This window comes from Pseudoalteromonas aliena (assembly GCF_038155085.1).
In the GTDB taxonomy this organism is placed as follows: Bacteria; Pseudomonadota; Gammaproteobacteria; order Enterobacterales; family Alteromonadaceae; genus Pseudoalteromonas; species Pseudoalteromonas aliena_A.
In genome coordinates, this window is sequence record NZ_JBAKAU010000001.1 from 545,493 (window position 1) to 563,925 (window position 18,433).

16 protein-coding genes are annotated in these 18,433 nt (G+C 39.6%); 3 read left to right on the plus strand and 13 right to left on the minus strand.

All coding sequences use genetic code 11. The features are described 5' to 3' along the window. Positions 1–81: 81 nt before the first annotated feature. From V6260_RS02500 to bioB, 5 genes are all read right to left on the minus strand, one after another. Complete coding sequence (locus V6260_RS02500) at positions 82–1,641, minus strand: FAD-dependent oxidoreductase (protein ID WP_341592517.1); 1,560 nt, start codon at positions 1,639–1,641, stop codon at positions 82–84. A gap of 148 nt (positions 1,642–1,789) precedes the next feature. Further along, positions 1,790–2,473 carry a dethiobiotin synthase gene (gene bioD, locus V6260_RS02505; RefSeq protein WP_341592518.1) on the minus strand — a complete coding sequence of 228 codons (684 nt, stop codon included), beginning with the start codon at positions 2,471–2,473 and terminating at the stop codon, positions 1,790–1,792. A 28-nt stretch (positions 2,474–2,501) separates the two neighbouring features. Further along, positions 2,502–3,353 carry a methyltransferase domain-containing protein gene (locus V6260_RS02510; RefSeq protein ID WP_341592519.1) on the minus strand — a complete coding sequence of 284 codons (852 nt, stop codon included), beginning with the start codon at positions 3,351–3,353 and terminating at the stop codon, positions 2,502–2,504. Next, positions 3,350–4,507: an 8-amino-7-oxononanoate synthase gene (locus V6260_RS02515; RefSeq protein WP_341592520.1), complete on the minus strand. Its 1,158-nt coding sequence runs from the start codon at positions 4,505–4,507 to the stop codon at positions 3,350–3,352. The genes V6260_RS02510 and V6260_RS02515 overlap by 4 nt, the downstream gene beginning before the upstream one ends. Before the next feature lie 10 nt (positions 4,508–4,517). Next, complete coding sequence (bioB, locus tag V6260_RS02520; protein WP_341592521.1) at positions 4,518–5,558, minus strand: biotin synthase BioB; 1,041 nt, start codon at positions 5,556–5,558, stop codon at positions 4,518–4,520. Between the two features lie 92 nt (positions 5,559–5,650). Between bioB and bioA the strand changes: the two genes are divergently transcribed. Then, positions 5,651–6,952 carry an adenosylmethionine--8-amino-7-oxononanoate transaminase gene (gene bioA, locus V6260_RS02525; RefSeq protein WP_341592522.1) on the plus strand — a complete coding sequence of 434 codons (1,302 nt, stop codon included), beginning with the start codon at positions 5,651–5,653 and terminating at the stop codon, positions 6,950–6,952. A 358-nt stretch (positions 6,953–7,310) separates the two neighbouring features. Here bioA and V6260_RS02530 read toward each other — a convergent pair whose 3' ends face one another. The 4 genes from V6260_RS02530 to V6260_RS02545 all read right to left on the minus strand — a co-directional run bounded on the left by V6260_RS02530 (position 7,311) and on the right by V6260_RS02545 (position 10,879). Further along, complete coding sequence (locus V6260_RS02530) at positions 7,311–7,601, minus strand: hypothetical protein (protein ID WP_341592523.1); 291 nt, start codon at positions 7,599–7,601, stop codon at positions 7,311–7,313. Positions 7,602–8,080: 479 nt separating this feature from the next. Beyond that, on the minus strand, positions 8,081–9,289 hold the full coding sequence (locus tag V6260_RS02535) for an ABC transporter permease (RefSeq protein WP_341592524.1): 1,209 nt from the start codon (positions 9,287–9,289) through the stop codon (positions 8,081–8,083). Then, positions 9,282–10,070 (minus strand): ABC transporter ATP-binding protein, encoded by a 789-nt coding sequence (locus V6260_RS02540; RefSeq protein ID WP_341592525.1) that lies wholly within the window; start codon positions 10,068–10,070, stop codon positions 9,282–9,284. The genes V6260_RS02535 and V6260_RS02540 overlap by 8 nt, the downstream gene beginning before the upstream one ends. Beyond that, the gene (locus tag V6260_RS02545) at positions 10,067–10,879 is read right to left on the minus strand and encodes a DUF3025 domain-containing protein (protein WP_341592526.1); all 813 of its coding nucleotides are present in this window, start codon (positions 10,877–10,879) and stop codon (positions 10,067–10,069) included. The genes V6260_RS02540 and V6260_RS02545 overlap by 4 nt, the downstream gene beginning before the upstream one ends. A gap of 112 nt (positions 10,880–10,991) precedes the next feature. On the opposite strand from V6260_RS02545, the gene V6260_RS02550 reads away from it, so the two are divergent. Both V6260_RS02550 and V6260_RS02555 read left to right on the plus strand, forming a co-directional pair. Continuing rightward, positions 10,992–12,617, plus strand: a complete 1,626-nt coding sequence (locus V6260_RS02550; RefSeq protein ID WP_341592527.1) for a M28 family metallopeptidase — start codon at positions 10,992–10,994, stop codon at positions 12,615–12,617. Between the two features lie 121 nt (positions 12,618–12,738). Beyond that, positions 12,739–13,908: a putative manganese transporter gene (locus tag V6260_RS02555; protein ID WP_341592528.1), complete on the plus strand. Its 1,170-nt coding sequence runs from the start codon at positions 12,739–12,741 to the stop codon at positions 13,906–13,908. Between the two features lie 57 nt (positions 13,909–13,965). Here the strand turns inward: V6260_RS02555 and V6260_RS02560 are convergent, their stop codons facing one another. The 4 genes from V6260_RS02560 to V6260_RS02575 form a co-directional block, all read right to left on the minus strand. Continuing rightward, complete coding sequence (locus V6260_RS02560) at positions 13,966–14,331, minus strand: DUF805 domain-containing protein (protein WP_341592529.1); 366 nt, start codon at positions 14,329–14,331, stop codon at positions 13,966–13,968. 153 nt (positions 14,332–14,484) lie between these two features. Beyond that, a complete protein-coding gene (locus V6260_RS02565; protein ID WP_341592530.1) occupies positions 14,485–16,071 on the minus strand; it encodes a dihydrolipoyllysine-residue acetyltransferase in 1,587 nt (528 codons plus the stop codon). Positions 16,072–16,079: 8 nt separating this feature from the next. Then, on the minus strand, positions 16,080–17,057 hold the full coding sequence (locus tag V6260_RS02570; RefSeq protein WP_341592531.1) for an alpha-ketoacid dehydrogenase subunit beta: 978 nt from the start codon (positions 17,055–17,057) through the stop codon (positions 16,080–16,082). Beyond that, positions 17,057–18,271: a thiamine pyrophosphate-dependent dehydrogenase E1 component subunit alpha gene (locus V6260_RS02575; protein WP_341592532.1), complete on the minus strand. Its 1,215-nt coding sequence runs from the start codon at positions 18,269–18,271 to the stop codon at positions 17,057–17,059. The genes V6260_RS02570 and V6260_RS02575 overlap by 1 nt, the downstream gene beginning before the upstream one ends. Positions 18,272–18,433 lie beyond the last annotated feature (162 nt).

The window sequence follows — 18,433 nt, forward strand, 5'->3', positions numbered from 1 at the left end:
ATCTTTTACAGGCTTGCCGTTAGTTAATAATAAAAAGAAAGCCTAAAACGCATGCTTATCAGGTAGTTAATGGATTTAAGCTTAGGTAACTTTGTTTATACCATTATTAATATTTGCCATAGCTACAGGGAAACCACGCTCTTTTGCAAGTACTTGTGCAATTTTAGTTATGTCTTCATTACAGTTGTGCTCAAGGTACGCCCATTGGTGGTTATTACGATGATTATTAATATTCGGCTCGCTACTTACTAAGCCTAACTTTGTAAATTCAGCGACTATTTCGTCGGCAGCAATAAGCGTAGATGATGCTTTTACGTTTTCGGCGCGCGCATAGCTAATATGCGAATATAAGCTAACATCGGCTACCCGTAATGTGTCGTCTTCTCCTGGGATTTGTTGCCCACCAAATAACGCATTGTTTTGCGTATCTGCATTATTAAATGCCGGTACAAACTCGGAAACAAAATCTATCGCTTTTTGGCTGCGAGCTTTAAGTGTGTCTTTATCCCAGCCTTCACTTATATAGTTTAAATATTTGCTAGGTAGTTTTGGTTGGGCGCTATTACTGCTTGTTTCTGCAAGGCCATCGTTAAATAAAGTTATTGTGTTGGTCATACCATGTATTTGAAAGTACCCGTCTGGGTATGGTGTTAACTGCGCCATACCTTCGGGCGTACCACGGTTACCGTAAATAATAATTTCGGGTATTTGCCCACCTACGCCCTGCCAATGAGTAATATACGAGGCTTTAAATTCGACCATACGTTTAGCATCAACCCCTACCATGTCATCAACAATACCCGTTTGAAAACCGCAGGCATTAATGAGGTAATCAACCTCTGTCGTTTGTGTGGCGTTGCTTTGTGCGTTTTGGTATTCAATTTGCCAGGTAGGTGATTGGGTTTTGCCATTACTGCTATTAACTTGGCTAACCTGTTTAACCTCTGTACTGGTAAGTACATTAGCGTGTTCGTATTGTGCTAGTGCAAGCTGTGCACTGGCCGACAATCTAAATATGTTCCAACCATATTCTTGAGCAACAATAAGCGGGTATTTTATTTTGTTTAAATTTAAGTGTTTAGCAACAGGGATCATCCACTCATCAAGTGTTTTTGGCTCTGCTATTTGCTCTTTATGTGAAAGCGCGATCATTTGCTCATAGCTGTAAAGCTGGTAGTAATTGTCGGGCTCGTCGAGTACTTTGTTATTAGGGTCTTGCTTAACTAACTCTTTATACGCGTTGGTGAGCTTGTTTAGCCTTGGGAGTAAATCATCGGGTGAGTCGTCATCACGCGTTGGTACAGCAAACACGGTTGGGCGTACATCTATGGTGAAAGGGTACAGCCTCAAAATATCGATGCATTGCTTTAGTAACTCTACGCAGTCTTCGTCGGGTATCTCTCGGTATAAATTTCCCCCTGCGTGCAAGTGACACATAGGCGGGCCATCTATTAATGACTTTTTTTTCTCAAAAACAGTAGTGTGAATACCTAATGCCGCTAAGCGAATTGCTATTGTTGCCCCTGCTGTGCCCCCACCTAAAATACCCACACGGGTTTTAGGCAAAGCACTTTTAAGTACGTCTGGCTCGGCCTTTACGTGCGTATTTTGAGCGTAATTTTCAATAAATGGGTGGGTCATAAGAGGTGTTATTTCCTTAGTAACAATAGCAGCTTAGTTATTAGTGATATATGTGTACTAAGGATAGCTATTTCAAGGGAGAATTAAATTATTAAGCATATGTATTTATTACAAAACTGCTTTATAACTAGTTACAAAGCAGTTGGGTTTAGGAGTTAATAGCAAAGGTGTTAAGTAACGTTTTGTATATTTGTAATTTTGGCGTTTGCTCGCTGTAAGGGCTTATTGCCAAAATAGGAAACGGTAAACGTGCTTTAAGTGAATCAAGGTTTGCTTGGTACTCGTCCATATTTTTATCGACTTGGTTTGCAATCCAGCCAACGCAGTTTATACCCATACTTTGCATATGCGCAGCGGTTAGTAACGCATGATTTAAGCAACCTAGCTTCATACCAACAACGAGTATTGCCGGCATTTGCTCTGCCTTTACCCAGTCGTATAAATAATCGTTTTCATTGATCGGTAACGCCCAGCCACCAGCACCTTCAGTAAGGATGATGTCAGCGCCCTGTTGTTTTACGTTTTTATAAGCATCAATTAGTTTATCTACAGTAATACTCACTCCAACTTGCTCAGCGGCTATGTGCGGCGCAATAGGGGGTGCAAACGCAAACGGATTTACTACATCGTATTTAGCGCTGACTGTTGCGCTTTCCATTAGTATGAGGGCATCGGCGTTTACTAGTTGATCGAACGCCATTTCGCAGCCAGCAGCAAGGGGTTTAAAGCCAATAGCTTGTTTTTTATGTTGGGCAAGTAACTTTAATAGCAAACTGGTAACGTGGGTTTTTCCGGCATCGGTGTCGGTGCCAGTTATAAAGAATTCTTTCATGCGTTGCCTTTAATGTCTTTGGGCTTATTTAGTGTTTTTCTAATGATAACAGCACAACATGATAAGACACACATGCTTTATTATTTATAAGCGGATACGCACTGCATACTTTTTGTAGCGCCGATTTGGTAAGTAACCCTTGGCGCGTATTGATATGGTTTTGCGTAGTAGCGCCAATAGCTTTAATAGAGGCAATAGCTTTTAAGGGTGTTGTGTATTCATCCGTGTAAATATGTTTTTGAGCGCTGTTAATAGTAAACCCTGCTTTTTGGACTGATTGGTTTATATATAGAGCACTATTAAAGGTATTTATGTGGCTGTTAGAATCAAGCGCGGCAAAAGCTGTTTTTATTTCGTTAAGTGAGCCCTCTACCACAGTGCTTATGTACGCCTGCCCGCCTGGTTTTAATATACTGTAAAGTGATTGCATTAAAGCCGAAAAATTTGCAGACCACTGCACTGCAAAGTTACTGTAAATAACATCAACACTGTTTGCTTGCAGCGGTAAGTTATCCATATCGGCGCATATTTTAGGTGTGGTCAAATCACTACTTTGTAACATGTCTAAGCTCAAATCCATTGCCACAACGCTTGCAAATACGCTTTGTAAGGTATGCGTATTAACAAGCGGGCCTGCACCTAAATCAACACAAAGCATATTTTTATTAATGCCTGGTTTTATGAGTGCAAATAGATCGCTCGCAGCACGTTTTTGTACATTTGCATGGGTGTTATAACTCGCCGCCGCCTTTGAAAACTTACTTTTGGTGGACTTTTTAAGCTCCTTGTTTAACTCTATATCCAATTCGCTACTTACTAGGCACGGTTTTACAAGTTGTGTTTGCGTTAAGTCTGTTTTTAATACGGGTTGAGCAGTCATGCTATTGCACCTACTAAATGCTTAACTAAATGCGTGATGTCTTGCTCGGTATGTGCGGCGGTTAAAGTAATGCGTAAACGTGAGGTGTTATGTGCAACTGTGGGCGGGCGAATAGCGGTAAGCCAAATACCATTTTTCTTTAACTTTTCAGCCGCTTTTAAAGTATGTTCAGCACAGCCTAAAACAATGGGCTGAATGGCTGTGTTTGATTCCATTACAGCAATATTATGGGTTTTAGCGAGTTGCTTAAATAATGCAATATTGGCATTTAGCTTATCGCGTTTATCATCAGCTGTTTTTATGCTTTTAATACGCGCAAGTGTAAGGCTTGCCAAAAGTGGCGACATAGCAGTTGAGTACGTGTAATCGCGGTTAAATTGCAGCATGTAATCAATAAACCGTTTACTGCCTAGTACACACGCGCCACTGCTGGCAACGGCTTTGCCAAAGGTAATTACTAGTATTTCGGGAAGCGCTAAACCCTCTTCTAAAAGTGCTTCACAACTGCCAAGCCCGCTTTTACCCAAAGCACCAAAGCCGTGGGCATCATCAATCATTAACCATGCGTTGTGCTGTTTTGCAAGTGCGAGTAATTCTTTAAGAGGCGCGGTATCGCCATCCATCGAAAATACGCCTTCGCTTATTATAAGCTTGCTTTGCGCTTTTGATTTTTCGAGCCGTGAGCGTAAATGGTTCATGTCGTTGTGATTAAAACGCACTAAAGCCGCTTTACAATGCAAAGCACCGTCAATCAAACTTGCATGATTTAACTTATCTTGAAAAATAGCGCTGTTTTGCGCAGCGGCTTTATCTTGAAACAACGCTTTAATTACGCTGCTATTAGCGCTAAACCCTGAGTTAAATAGCATGCCTGCGCCATAACCAAATTGCTCGCATAAGTATTGTTCAAGCGTTTTTTGCTGCGCCTGATAACCTGTAACCAATGCTGAGCTGTGACTCCCTAATGCTTGGAAGTCATTAAGATTAACAGCCTCATCACCAAAGCCTAAGTAGTCGTTACTGGCAAAGTTAAGGTAGGTTTTATTATTAACCGTTATGGTGCGCGCTGTAGCGTGTTGTACTACGTGGCGTTTACGAAGTAACGCATCTTGCTGGCGAGCCTGCAGATGCGTGTTTATAAAATCAAAAGGCATTAATACAAGCCTACGCTTCGTAAAACAATTCAGAAGTTGCTTTGTCGGCTACTTGCGATGAAAGCGAGGCTTCTACTGCTTCATCTGAATAGTCGTGACGTTTTTCTGGGTTCATACCTAATTTTTTAATTAAGTTCATATCGGCATCAGCGTCTGGGTTTTCGGTGGTAAGAAGTTTGTCGCCATAAAATATTGAGTTAGCACCTGCAAAAAAGCACATAGACTGCATTTGCTCGTTCATGGCGTTGCGCCCTGCCGATAAACGCACATAACTGTGTGGCATCATAATACGCGCTGTTGCTATGGTACGTATAAATTCAAAGTGATCTAAATCATCTACGTTTTCAAGCGGTGTGCCTTTAACTTTAACGAGCATATTGATAGGCACGCTTTCTGGCTGTTGTGGCAAATTAGCTAGTTGCATAAGTAGTCCAAAACGGTCACTTGCTTGCTCGCCCATACCGACTATACCGCCTGAGCACACTTTCATGCCTGCCTCACGTACGTGATCTATGGTGTTTAATCTGTCTTGAAATGTGCGAGTTGATATAATTTGCTCGTAGTATTCAGGTGAGGTGTCAAGGTTATGATTATAGTAATCAAGCCCTGCACTGCTTAGTTCATGGGCTTTTTCGTTGCTAAGTTTACCAAGGGTCATACAGGTTTCTAGGCCAAGCTCTTTTACTTCTTTAACCATTTGCGAAATGTACGGCATGTCTCTGTCTTTTGGATCTGACCATGCAGCACCCATACAAAAACGTGTAGCGCCTTTTTGTTTAGCAAGGCGTGCTTGCTCTACTACTTTTTCGACTTCTATTAGGCGTTCGCGTTCTAAATCGGTTCGGTAGTGCCCCGATTGCGGACAATACTTACAATCTTCTGGGCAAGCGCCTGTTTTAATTGATAACAAAGTAGAAATTTGCACTTCATTGGGATTAAAGTTAGCACGGTGAACCGATGCGGCTTTAAACAGTAAATCGTTAAATGGCATTTCAAATAATGCTTTAACTTCAGCGTGGGTCCAATCGTGACGAACAGGGGCAAGTTCCATAATACTCTCTTATTTTTCTCAGTGGTGATATTGGCTTAGTCTACGAGTTGAAGTACCATTGTCAACGAACCCCATCAAGTTAAAGTTTACATATGATTAAAAAGAATGCGATTGACCTTGATTTTGATCGTGAGCACATTTGGCACCCATACACGTCTATGACTCAGCCAATCCCGGTTTACCCCGTTACACATGCAAATCACAACATTATTCATCTCGAAACTGGCGAGCAATTAATCGATGGCATGGCCTCATGGTGGAGTGCAATACATGGCTATAACCACCCTGTTATAAATAACGCCATGATTGAGCAAATTAATAATATGAGCCACATTATGTTTGGTGGTATTACGCATAACAGTGCGGTAGAGCTGTGTAAAAAAATAGTCAATATAACGCCGCCTAGTTTAACTAAAGTGTTTTTAGCCGACAGCGGATCGGTAAGTGTTGAAGTAGCAATAAAAATGGCGCTGCAATATTGGTTGAGCCAAGGTATTACTACAAAACAAAAATTAATGACGCCTTACAAGGGCTACCATGGCGACACTTTTGCAGCCATGAGCGTATGCGACCCCGTTAACTCAATGCATAGTTTATATTCAGGCTTTTTACCTGAGCATGTATTTGTACCCGCACCGGTTAGTAAATTTGATAGCGAGTTTAACCAAGCTGAAGCCCAAGAGCTTAAGGAATACTTTAAAGCAAACCACAGCCAAGTTGCCGCCTTTATCATTGAGCCAATAGTACAAAACGCCGGTGGTATGAACTTTTATCACCCTGATTATTTAGCCTGCGTACGTAAATTGTGCACCCAATATAACGTACTGCTAATTTGCGACGAAATTGCCACAGGCTTTGGCCGTACAGGTAAATTTTTTGCTGTAGAGCACGCCAATATAGAGCCTGATATAATGTGTGTTGGTAAAGCACTAACTGGGGGTACAATGACGCTATCGGCCACTATAACAAGTGATAAAATAGCCATTGGCATAAGCGAAGGCGAAGCAGGTGTTTTAATGCACGGCCCTACTTTTATGGGTAACCCGCTTGCTTGTGCTGCGGCCTGCGCAAGTATTGATTTATTACTTGAGCAAAACTGGCAACAACGAATAAAGCAAATACACACCCAGCTACAACAACTTAATAAATGCAGCAAACTAAATGAGGTTGCCAATGTGCGTACCTTAGGTGCAATAGGCGTTGTTGAACTAAATGAGGCTGCTGGCAATGTTGATGTTGCTAAAATTCAGGCTTATTTTGTAGAGCAAGGTGTATGGATACGCCCATTCGGTAAGCTAATTTACCTTATGCCACCTTATATAAGTGACGACACCAGTATAAAAACACTATGTGATGCCATTTACAATGCCATTAAAGACAAGCATTACACGTAACACACATTTTATTTTGAGATCAAACCTACACAGTGTGTTTGATATTTAAATAGCACCGATACTATTCCCATTAATAGGTGATAAATGTATATAATAAATATCAAACACAGTTAGCTTGAGGTCACTTATACAAATAACATTTTTACTTTATTTTATAGGTCTTTGCTCTTTCAGCTTGCTCTAAATTACGCTTATTAAGTTTCTCAAAAAAAATTACTAACCTCTTGTTTATATTCCCATGATTGCTGCAAAACATTATTTGTGTTGTGCTTATTCCTCTCATTACACAGCTTGGCTAATTTCGCTTGTTCAGCGGGTAACGTATCAACCAAGTTATTTTGCTCATACGGATCGGCTTTCATATCAAAAAACTGCGACCTACATTCGGTAGTGGTTGTTTCATATATTTATAATCAACAGTACGTACAGCATAAATATTAGATGCCTCTTCTAAGCACCAAAATAACGCCTGACATGGGCCGCCTTGTTTAGTGCCTTGTAAAAATGGCAGTAAATTAACACCATCTAATTTTCTATTATCAGCACCCGCTAGTGCAACTGAGGTTGCAGCAATATCAAGTGATGAGACTAAACCAGTAAATTCCTGAACCTTCGGGATTACCCCCGGCCAATTCGCGATAAAAGGCACATGAATGCCCTCTTTCAAGTAAAGCAACTTTACCTCTTCTAAAAGGTGAATTGTCAGCCCAATCGCTAGTCGGTTGCCAGCTTTCAGGAAATAACCCGCCATTCTCCGATAAAAAGACTATCAGAGTGTTGTCTAGTTGATCTGTTTCTTTGAATGCATAAAAAGACCAGGAGCAAAAGCTACTGGCCTTCAATTAAAACCATCAACGTATTTTAGGACGGGACAATCGTTTTAGAAATTAAATGGCAAGCTGTTTATAACCTGTTATTGCGCGGCTCACTTAGTGTTTTACCAGGGAAATTCTGTAGAGATCATTTGAGACCCTGCACTAAAAAGGAGAGCATATGCTCTCCTTTATTTATGAGTCCTTACAATGAAGTAATCCCCTTTCTCCCAAGACTTTCAATCTTATAGCATGAATATCTATTTTACATCGTAAACTATAATGAAAAATTCTCTATGTTAGAGGTAATAACTTTTTATCTAAACAATACGTCTTCTCTGTTAAACCATTTAACACAAAATCCAAGTAGTGCCCCTGCAATGAGTGCTGTTGCCAAAAAGATCAAACCTACAAATGTATAATCAACCGTACCTTTAATTATCTCTTTTATGGCAAGCGCTACATTAGTAACCGGAATAAATGCTGTTTTGGCATTCAGCTCCATGTTTGGCATTATTGAAATAATAATAGGAAAAAATACCCCCATGCTAAGTGGCGCCATATAATTTTGCGCTTCTTTGAATGTCCGCGCATAGATAGATATAGCTAGGGCTAAAGCCGAGAATATTGCTGCAACTGGCAACAGTAATACAAATATCATTAGCAGATCGGTAACAGCTAACGTACTAAATGCTTCTTTAATAAAATCTAAGTCTGCAAATGCTAACGCTAATGCAACCCAACAACCCATACTAAGTACCGTAATAGTCGTTGAAGCAATAGATGTTGTCAGTAAAGTTATAAATTTACCAAGCACTAGCTCTGTACGTGTAATAGGAGTAAGTAACAATGTTTCTAGTGTGCCACGCTCTTTTTCACCAGCTCCTAAATCAATAGCAGGGTAAGTTGCCCCCATTAAAACCAGTGGTATTAGTAAATAAGGTAAAAAGCCCCCCATTTTCTCTCCTAGGTTTTCACGTTTATCAGCAGTGTCTACTTTTACTACCTCAATTGGATTTAGTAGCGACTTATGTGCTGACTTATCAATACCAAAACTAACTAATTTGTCACTTTGAAGATTATCGCTATATTCTTTAGCTAACTCTTTTACGCGGTCAAATAAGAAATTAATAGATTTAGAGTCATTAAAAACAACTTCCCATTGACTCTGTTTAGCGCTATCTAGCGTTTTTTTTGCATCGCTTGGTAGATAGATTCCCATATCAATTTCACCAGCGATGACGCCGGCTTTAAGCTCTTCAATGCTATTGAATGTTTTAGTGCCTTTATACAGCTCAAAACTTTTATGATAAAATACTTTGTCAGTAAATTCTTGGGCATACTCACCGTTAATAATTACGTAAGTATTAACTTTTTGATCTGCATCAAGGGCTGCTTGAGAACTAATAAATGCCATTACAGCAAACAGCAATGGAAATATTGCCACTGGTAATGCAACCACAAAAAGTAATGTCTTTTTATCTCGAAGGAGTTCTTTTAATTCCTTTTTAAATACCTCAAACATCGTGCTTCTCCGTTAATATATTCATAAATGCTTGGTTGAGCTCATTGCTGTTACCTACTGTTTTAAACTCATCGAGTGTGCCATCAAAACAACTAAGCCCTTCGTTGATAACTGCAACTCGGTCACATAAAAGTGCGACTTCATCTAAATGATGGGTAGAAAAAATAACCGGTGTACCCTGTGCCTTTAAGCCTTTAATAAATTGAATAACGGTTTGTGTAGTCATAATATCTAAACCTGTCGTTGGTTCATCAAGTACAACAACGGCTGGGCGATGTACAACAGCACGCGCTATATTTGCTTTTTGCTTCATACCTGTTGAAAGGTTTTCTGCCCGTTTATCTATAAATTTATGCATGTCGAGCAAAGTAAAAAGTTCTTCACAACGCGTTGCTATATCGCTTTTGTTCATGCCATGAAGCTTTGCAAAATACTCTATGTTTTCTTTTACAGTTAAGCGGCCATACAAACCCGTAGAGCCTGATAAAAAACCAATAGACTTACGGCCCAGTAACGGTTTTTTTACAATATCGTTTCCGGCAATCGTTATTGAGCCTTCATCAGGCTTTAACGCGGTTGAAATCATTCTCAGTGTGGTTGTCTTGCCAGCTCCATTTGGACCTAACAAACCTAATACTTCTCCCTTGGCACAACTAAAACTTACACCTCTGACAGAGTGAAAGTAACTTTTATCTTCACGAGGGTCGATGTCGTCTATTTTATTTTTTTTGTGATCTTTAGTTAGCTTAAATTTCTTTTTAAGCCCAGCAACTTCTATCATGTTCGCATCCTTCGTTTCGCTCTAAAATAATCTGTATTGTTGTAAAAAGAGTCGTCTTTGTTTTCGTCATACCAGCCAGGCACACCTAATAAAGGCAGTGGCGAAAGCTTTTTGTTATCAGCTAAGCAGTTATCTGTATTAATCATCTCATAAAGGGCTTGGTCTAGGTACTGATATTGAGTAACTAAATCTTTACAAAATATTTCATCGGGCATACTTACAAACAACGCTTTACCCGTTAATCCTATATAAGGCTTAGTTAGCATTTCGTAATTTGCATGACCAAATATGAACGGCTTTATTGTTTTACCCCACTCGCTTTTATTATCAACAAAAGCAGTTTTCCATTGGTGCTCGCGAAGTAGCTCTGCCCACTTTGTGTCGCTAATGGCTAATACAACGCCGCATTCATCAAATAAAGTAAGTGCATTTCTGTGTTTGGTACGTTTTTGTAGCCCATATTGCGCTATATCTTGCACGTGACGTTGGTTGATCAGTGCCTTAGTTTTTGGGAATAAACACCAAATAAAACCACCAAATAAATCATGCCAATTTTCTGCACGAGTTGGCACTACACCCGTTTCAAAAATAACCTGTTCGTAATACCTATCGCCAAAATCTAATTTTGCGTCGTCTTCAAAGCTAATGGCAATATTATTAGCATTAATCGCTTTTAAAAAGGGAGTAAACCACTGAGGCGCTGGCCAATTAGTTAGTTCGTCTACTTTAAATAGCTCACGTAAGTGCGAAAATGCGCCTGTTTGTAAACTACTCACTTGCCATTGCTCGGGGGGAGTAAAACGCTTCATTTAAACCTTTAACAATTTATGCCTATAATTTACGATAAGTTTAACGTAAAAACTGGTTCTGATTAATAGAAGTTAATATACTAATCGCAACTTAAAACAAAAAAGAGCTGACATGAAACATTATTTCTCTCTCACACTCCTTACTACTGCTGTTTTAGCGGGTTGCGCAACAACAAGTATCACCCCTACTGATGTAACAGATGGATATAACAGTATTCAAGCTGATGAACTGGCTAAACATGTAAAAGTACTCGCATCAGACGAATTTGGTGGCCGTGCTCCTTCATCGCCTGGCGAAAAACTAACGCTTGATTATTTAACAGCGCAATTTAAAGCCCTAGGTTTAGAGCCTGGCAATGGCGAAAGCTACTTACAAGAAGTTCCACTTGTATCGCTTGAGGCTGATGCAAACATGGTATTAACTATTGGTGGGAAAGATTACCAATACAAAAAAGACATGGTTATGGGCAGTAGCCGTATCAGTGCACAAGAAGGCATCGAAAACTCAGAACTTGTATTTGTTGGCTACGGTGTAAATGCACCAGAGTACAACTGGAATGATTACGAAGGGTTAGACGTTAAAGGCAAAACAGTAGTTATGCTTGTTAACGATCCGGGTTTTGCTACAAAAGATCCTGCGTTATTTACAGGCGATGCGATGACCTATTACGGACGCTGGACTTACAAGTATGAAGAAGCAAGTCGCCAAGGTGCTGCAGGTGCAATTATTATTCACGAAACAGCACCTGCATCTTACCCATGGTCGGTTGTCGAAAATTCTTGGAGCGGTGAGCAATTTGGGTTTCAAAAAGAAAATAACAACATGGACCGCGTTGCCGTTGAAGGTTGGGTAACTAGTGATGTAGCAAAAGAGCTTTTTACTAATGCTGGCCTTGATTTTGAGACTGTAAAAACAAATGCAGCAAAAGGTGCTTATAACGTTGATATGGGCGATTTAACTGCATCGGTAAGCGTTAAAAATACAATAAAAAAATCGGTGTCGTACAACTTTATTGCAACCCTCCCAGGTAGTGAAAAACCTGACGAACACGTTATTTACTCTGCACACTGGGATCACTTAGGTACAGATAAAACCCGTAAAGGCGATCAAATTTATAACGGTGCACACGACAATGCAACAGGTACAGCTGGACTTATTGAAGTAGCTGAAGCCTTTACTAAATTACCAAAGCACCCTAGCCGTTCAATGACCTTTTTAGCGGTAACTGCAGAAGAACAAGGCTTACTTGGTTCTAAATACTATGCAGCAAACCCGGTTATTGCTGCTAATAAAACTGTTGCGAATATAAATATGGATAGCTTAAACCTACTAGGTAAAGTTAAAGATATGAATGTAGTAGGTATTGGTAAATCGCAAATGGATGAATTTTTAACTACCGCAGCCAAAGAGCAAGGTAGAACAATATCTGGCGATCCAAAACCATCATCGGGTGGCTATTACCGCTCTGATCACTTTGCATTTGCAAATATGGGTATTCCTGCAATGTATGCAGGCGGTGGTACAGTAGCGGCCGATGAAGACACAGAAAATTATCGTAAACGTATGAGTTTAGTGCTTCGTGGTTGTTACCATCAGCCTTGTGATAGGTACCGCGATGAATGGGATTTATCAGGCGCTGTTCAAGACTTACAATTATTTTATAAAGTAGGTTTTAATATATCTGAGCAAGAGCAATGGCCTACTTGGAATGCCAACTCAGAGTTTCAACGTAAATAGCACAGGGTTTAACATCGAAAAACTCAAAGTGAGTAATCGATTTAAATAGATGTAAATGATATTGATTATCATTTGATTAAAATATACAGTGTTACTAAGTTTATTTAATTGGTGACACTGTATGATTTTACTCTCTCAAATAGGATTTATTACGCCCGCTTCTAAACGCTTTGTTACCCAAAATAAACGTTTATTATTACCACTGTTTTTGTTGGTATGCTTAGTTTTGCCATCACTTCGTGAAATGACCATAACAGCACTAAGCGATGCTTTTTTTCAAGTTAGCGTATTTGTTGCTGCTACATTATTAATTTATTACTACGCTATAGAACACTTACCTCAGTTAGAGCTTAGTTATTTAAGTACTAAATCGCCGCTATTAGAAATATTTTTTGCAGCCGTATTAGGTGCCCTTCCTGGATGTGGTGGTGCAATAATAGTGGTTACTCAATTTACAAAAGGCCAAGCAAGTTTTGGGGCTATAGTCGCCGTGCTTACTGCCACAATGGGTGATGCTGCATTTTTACTCCTTGCCACTCGCCCTACTGAAGGTTTAATTATAATGGCGATTGGTTTAGTCGTCGGTACGCTTTGTGGTGTTGTAGTAAATGCCCTTCACGCAAAAGACTTTTTACGCCCAACTAAGTTAGAACAAAAAAAACAAGTTAAAGTATTGCCTACTCGAATAATTAAAATAAGCAAACCCGTATGGATGTTCGCTATTATTCCGAGCCTCATTATTGCTTTTTTAATTGCGTTTAATGTCGACTTTGATCAATTTGGAAAATACACAGGGACAAGTATTAGCCTTTTTGGTGCTGCAATGGCGTTATTTACTGTCACTATATGGGCGTATTCTTCTAAAGGTGAAAGCTATAAAGAAGTAACCTCTGAAGACGATGAATGTAATCCACCTTCTAAAATTATTAAAGTACTTCAAGACACACACTTTGTGACTGCATGGGTTGTGGCATCGTTTATGTTGTTTGAAATTTTAGTAAATATTGCAGGGCTTGATTTAAAAACTTGGTTTGCACATTACGCTTATTTAGCGCCGCTTATCGCTGTAGTGATTGGTTTTTTACCAGGTTGTGGCCCGCAAATAATTGTTACTACGTTATATATTCAGGGGATCATTCCATTTAGCGCATTAGCTGCTAATGCAATATCTAACGATGGTGATGCATTATTCCCTGCAATTGCCATGGCACCTAAAGCGGCTATAATTGCGACTTTGTATACGTCTATCCCTGCATTAACTGTTGGCTATGGCCTTTACTTTTTAAGCTAAAATAGCCAAACACAAAAAAGCTCAGCAATTGCTGAGCTTTTAATATTAAGTTATTTTTTATACCGTAGCTGGCTCTGCAGCTAGCTCTTTTGGATTTGGGCCATAATCATTCTCACCTTCATGTGAGTCTTGTGCAAGAAACACAATTAAAACAATCCAACCAATTATTGGTACTAACCATAATAACTGCCACCAGCCTGAACGACCTGTGTCATGTAAACGGCGTGCACCGGCACTCAAACTAGGTATCAATAGTGCTAAACTATAGATATTGCTGATAATATAAAAGCCAATTAATTCATCAACGAATGAAAGTGCTATAGAGATTAGAGTGTTAATCAATACAAACATCCAATATGCTTTACGACGATTACGCCCTGAAAAATCTGCGTAGCTACGCAGCGCATTCATATAATGTTCCATAATATTTCCTTAGTGTTATTTTCTATATTCCCTAACGGGCTTAATTTACATTACTACTTAGTAACAATTGTATCTTAATTAAAAACAACTGATTTTAAAACAAAAAAACCAGCTAAAAGCTGGTTTTTTTATTATATTTAAACAATTTAGTTGTTAACTCATTACCATCATCATTGTAGATGGATTTTCTAAGTACGATTTCCATAGGTTATTAAAGCGTGCAATTGTTCCACCATCAATAACGCGGTGATCGCCAGACCAACTTACTTGCATAATTGCTTTACTCACAACTTGCCCGCTTTCATCAAAGCGCGGTAGATGCTGCAATTTACCTAATGCAACAATTGCGACTTCTGGCTTATTAATAATAGGCGTCGCAATAGTGCCACCAATTGCACCAATATTCGAAATGCTAATTGTGCCACCTTTTAAGTCATCCGGTGCTACGCGCCCTTCGCGTGCTGAATAAGTTATACGAGTTAAATCGTTTGCTACATCTACAATGCTCTTACTCTGACACGATTTAATATTAGGCACTAACAAACCAATTTTAGAGTCAACTGCAATACCGATATTATGATCATCAAAGTAGGTAAGCTCTGAACATTCGTCATTTACTTTTGAGTTAAGTATTGGGAACTCTTTCATAGCCAGTGACAGTGCTTTTACAAAAAATGGCATCATGGTGAGCTTTACACCTTGCGCTTTATACTGCTCTTTTAATGCACTTCTGAGCGCAATTAACTGTGTTAAGTCAATTTCATCACTAAAGGTAAAGTGCGGAATAGTAGACACAGAAGCCATCATTTGCTTTGCCATAGCCGCTTTAATACCTTTTATAGGCTCTACTCGTGCGCCACCACTTTGATTTTGCGTTTGATTTTGTACTGTACTTTGAGAGGCATTGTTATTAAGAGGTGAAGTATCAATAGTATTTGGCACTTCACCTTTTACAAACTCTTCGATGTCTTGCTTGTAAATACGGCCATTTTTGCCACTACCTGGTACACAGGTTAAATCAACATCAAGCTCGCGTGCTTTACGACGAACCGCAGGTGAAGCCACTGCTTTTTGGTTGATAACTTTAGCAGTTTGCTGCGTTTTAACGGGTGCTGTTTTTTCAACAACAGCATTAGTTTGCGCCTTTACGACCGCTTGGTTTATATCAACATTTGGCTTAGCTATATTGCCTGCAATTGTCATTTGAAATAACGGGCTGTGTACTTTAGCAATTTCACCTTTTTGATAATAAAGCTTTTGCACAGTACCCGTATATTTAGCCGGAATTTGTACTAATGCTTTATCCGTCATTACGTCGCAAACAGCTTGGTCTTCTTCTATTTCGTCGCCTTCTGCAACTAACCAATCAACAATTTCACACTCAACAATACCCTCTCCGATATCGGGTAGTATAAAGTCTTCTAACAAATCAGTTGAGCTATTTTTTGCTTGTAGTTCAGTTGTAACGTCTTCTTGAACAGCTTCATTATTTACACTATCACCGGCTACATCCATAGCAAATAGTGGGGCATGTACTTTAGCAATTTCGCCTTTTTGATAATAAAGCTTAGTAATTACACCATCATGTACAGCCGGAATTTGCACTAATGCTTTATCTGTCATTACATCACAAATAGGCTGATCTTCAGATACGCTATCGCCCTCTTTGACTAACCATTCAACAACTTCGCATTCAACAATGCCTTCACCAATATCGGGTAATATAAAATCTTTAGCCATGGTAACCCCTAAAAATCCATTGATTGTTTAATTGCAGCCAGTACTTTTAACGCATCCGGTACATATTCTTTTTCAAGTGCAAGCGGATATGGTGTATCTAAGCCGCACACTCGCATAATAGGAGATTCTAAATGTAGGAAGCACTCATGTTGAATAGTTGCCGCTATTTCAGCGCCAAAGCCATTTGTAATAGGCGCTTCATGGCTAACAACTAGCCGGCCCGTTTTGGTTACCGACTTAGCAATGGTGTTTACATCCCATGGTAATATACTTCTAAGATCTATTACTTCACAGCTTATACCTTGCTCACTGGCTTGTTTAGCAGCCTCTTCTACAATCTCCATCTGTGCGCCCCAAGCAAGTACGGTTATGTCAGTCCCTTCTTGTACTAGTTCGGCTTTTCCGAGCTCAATAGTGTAATCTTCTTCAGGTACTTCACCAATTGATGCACGGTACAAACGCTTTGGTTCAAAGAATAAAACAGGGTTATCGTCTTTAATACACGCACGTAACAAACCTTTTGCTTGATAAGGGTTACGTGGTACCACTATTTTTAAGCCAGGCGTATGTGCAAAATATGCCTCTGGTGATTGCGAATGATATAACCCACCGGCAATACCACCACCGTAAGGAGTACGTATGGTTAAATTCCCTACGTTGAACTCGTTACCACTGCGGTATCTAAATTTTGCTGATTCATTAACTATTTGGTCAAATGCCGGAAAAATATAATCAGCAAATTGTATCTCCGCTAAAGCAGGTGCACCAAATGCCGCTAAACCATTAGCAAAACCTAAAATACCTTGCTCAGTTAAAGGTGTATTAAAAACACGATGCTTACCGTATTTTTCTTGTAGGCCCGATGTTGCTCTAAATACGCCACCAAAGTAACCAACATCTTCACCAAAAATACAGGCTTGAGAATGTTCATTCATGGTAATGTCGAGCGCAGAGTTTATTGCGTGTAGCATGTTCATTTTAGCCATTACTTAACTCTCCCTGCTGTGATCGGATACGCATCTGGGTGCTTTTTAATATGCTCTTTTAATTGGTTATATTGACGAACAAGAGAAGGAATTGGCGTATCGTATACATCAGAAATTAGCTCTTCTAATGCAGGTTTTTGTACTATTTCTGCACGTTTAAGGGCTGCTAAAATTTCTTCGCGAATAGACTCTTTTGCTTTTATGTCTTGCTCTTCGTTTAACCAGTCTTGCTTAACAAGCCATTTTCTAAATTTATCGATTGGACACGTTTGATTATTTGCCTCTTCATCTTTTGAGCGATACCCACTAGGATCGTCAGATGTAGAGTGCGCACCTAATCGATATGCTATAGATTCAATTAAAACGGGCTCACCTTGGGTAGTTGCAATTTCTCGCGCTTTTTTTGTTGCAGCGTAAACAGCCAATGCATCAGCCCCATCCACCCTAATCGTTTTAATGCCGTAACCAACACCACGAGAGGCAATACCATCACCTTTAAATTGCTCATCTGCCGGAGTAGATATTGCGTAACCATTATTACGAGCAAAAAATATAACGGGAGCTTTATGTACAGCAGCCATATTTAAGCCCGCATGAAAGTCACCCTCCGATGCCGCACCTTCACCAAAGTAACAAATAGTCACGTTATCAATTGTACTTGTAAGCTCGCCTGTTTTAGCGTCGATATGCTTTATTTTTTGTCCGTATGCGTAACCCGTTGCTTGTGGTATTTGCGTACCCAGTGGCGATGAAATAGTCATGTAGTTTAGCGCTTTAGAACCATAATGAATTGGCATTTGGCGGCCTTTGCCTAAATCCAATTCGTTTGAAAACATTTGGTTCATAAACTGATCAAGTGTAAAGCCACGATAATGCAGTGCAGCTTGTTCACGGTACTGGGCCATTATCATATCATCTTGATCAAGTGCAGCAACAGAGGCTGTAACTGCGGCTTCTTCACCTAGGCATTGCATATAAAAGCTAACACGACCTTGGCGCTGTGCGCCTTGCATACGTTCATCAAGGAGGCGTATAAAACGCATTGTTTCATATAACTTAATAGCGGTATGTTTTGAAATATCAGGTGCGGTTGCACTAGGATGGATGTCGCCGTCCTCAGTTAAAATACTAAGGGTAGGAATATTAAGTGCTTGGCCATCAATAAATTCAAGCTCATGGTTAATATTCAGCGATACGTTATTGGGATTACTCATAACCTACCTTCTTTTGTTGTCGGAAAAACAATGCCCCTGTAAATTATTATTATGGGTGATTGTTGCAGGTTAAACTTTGCAACATCTGCACTATCTTTAATTAAAGCTGCCAACACCTTACGTTAACGTAAGGTGTTATTCAACACATCTGGGACGAAACAA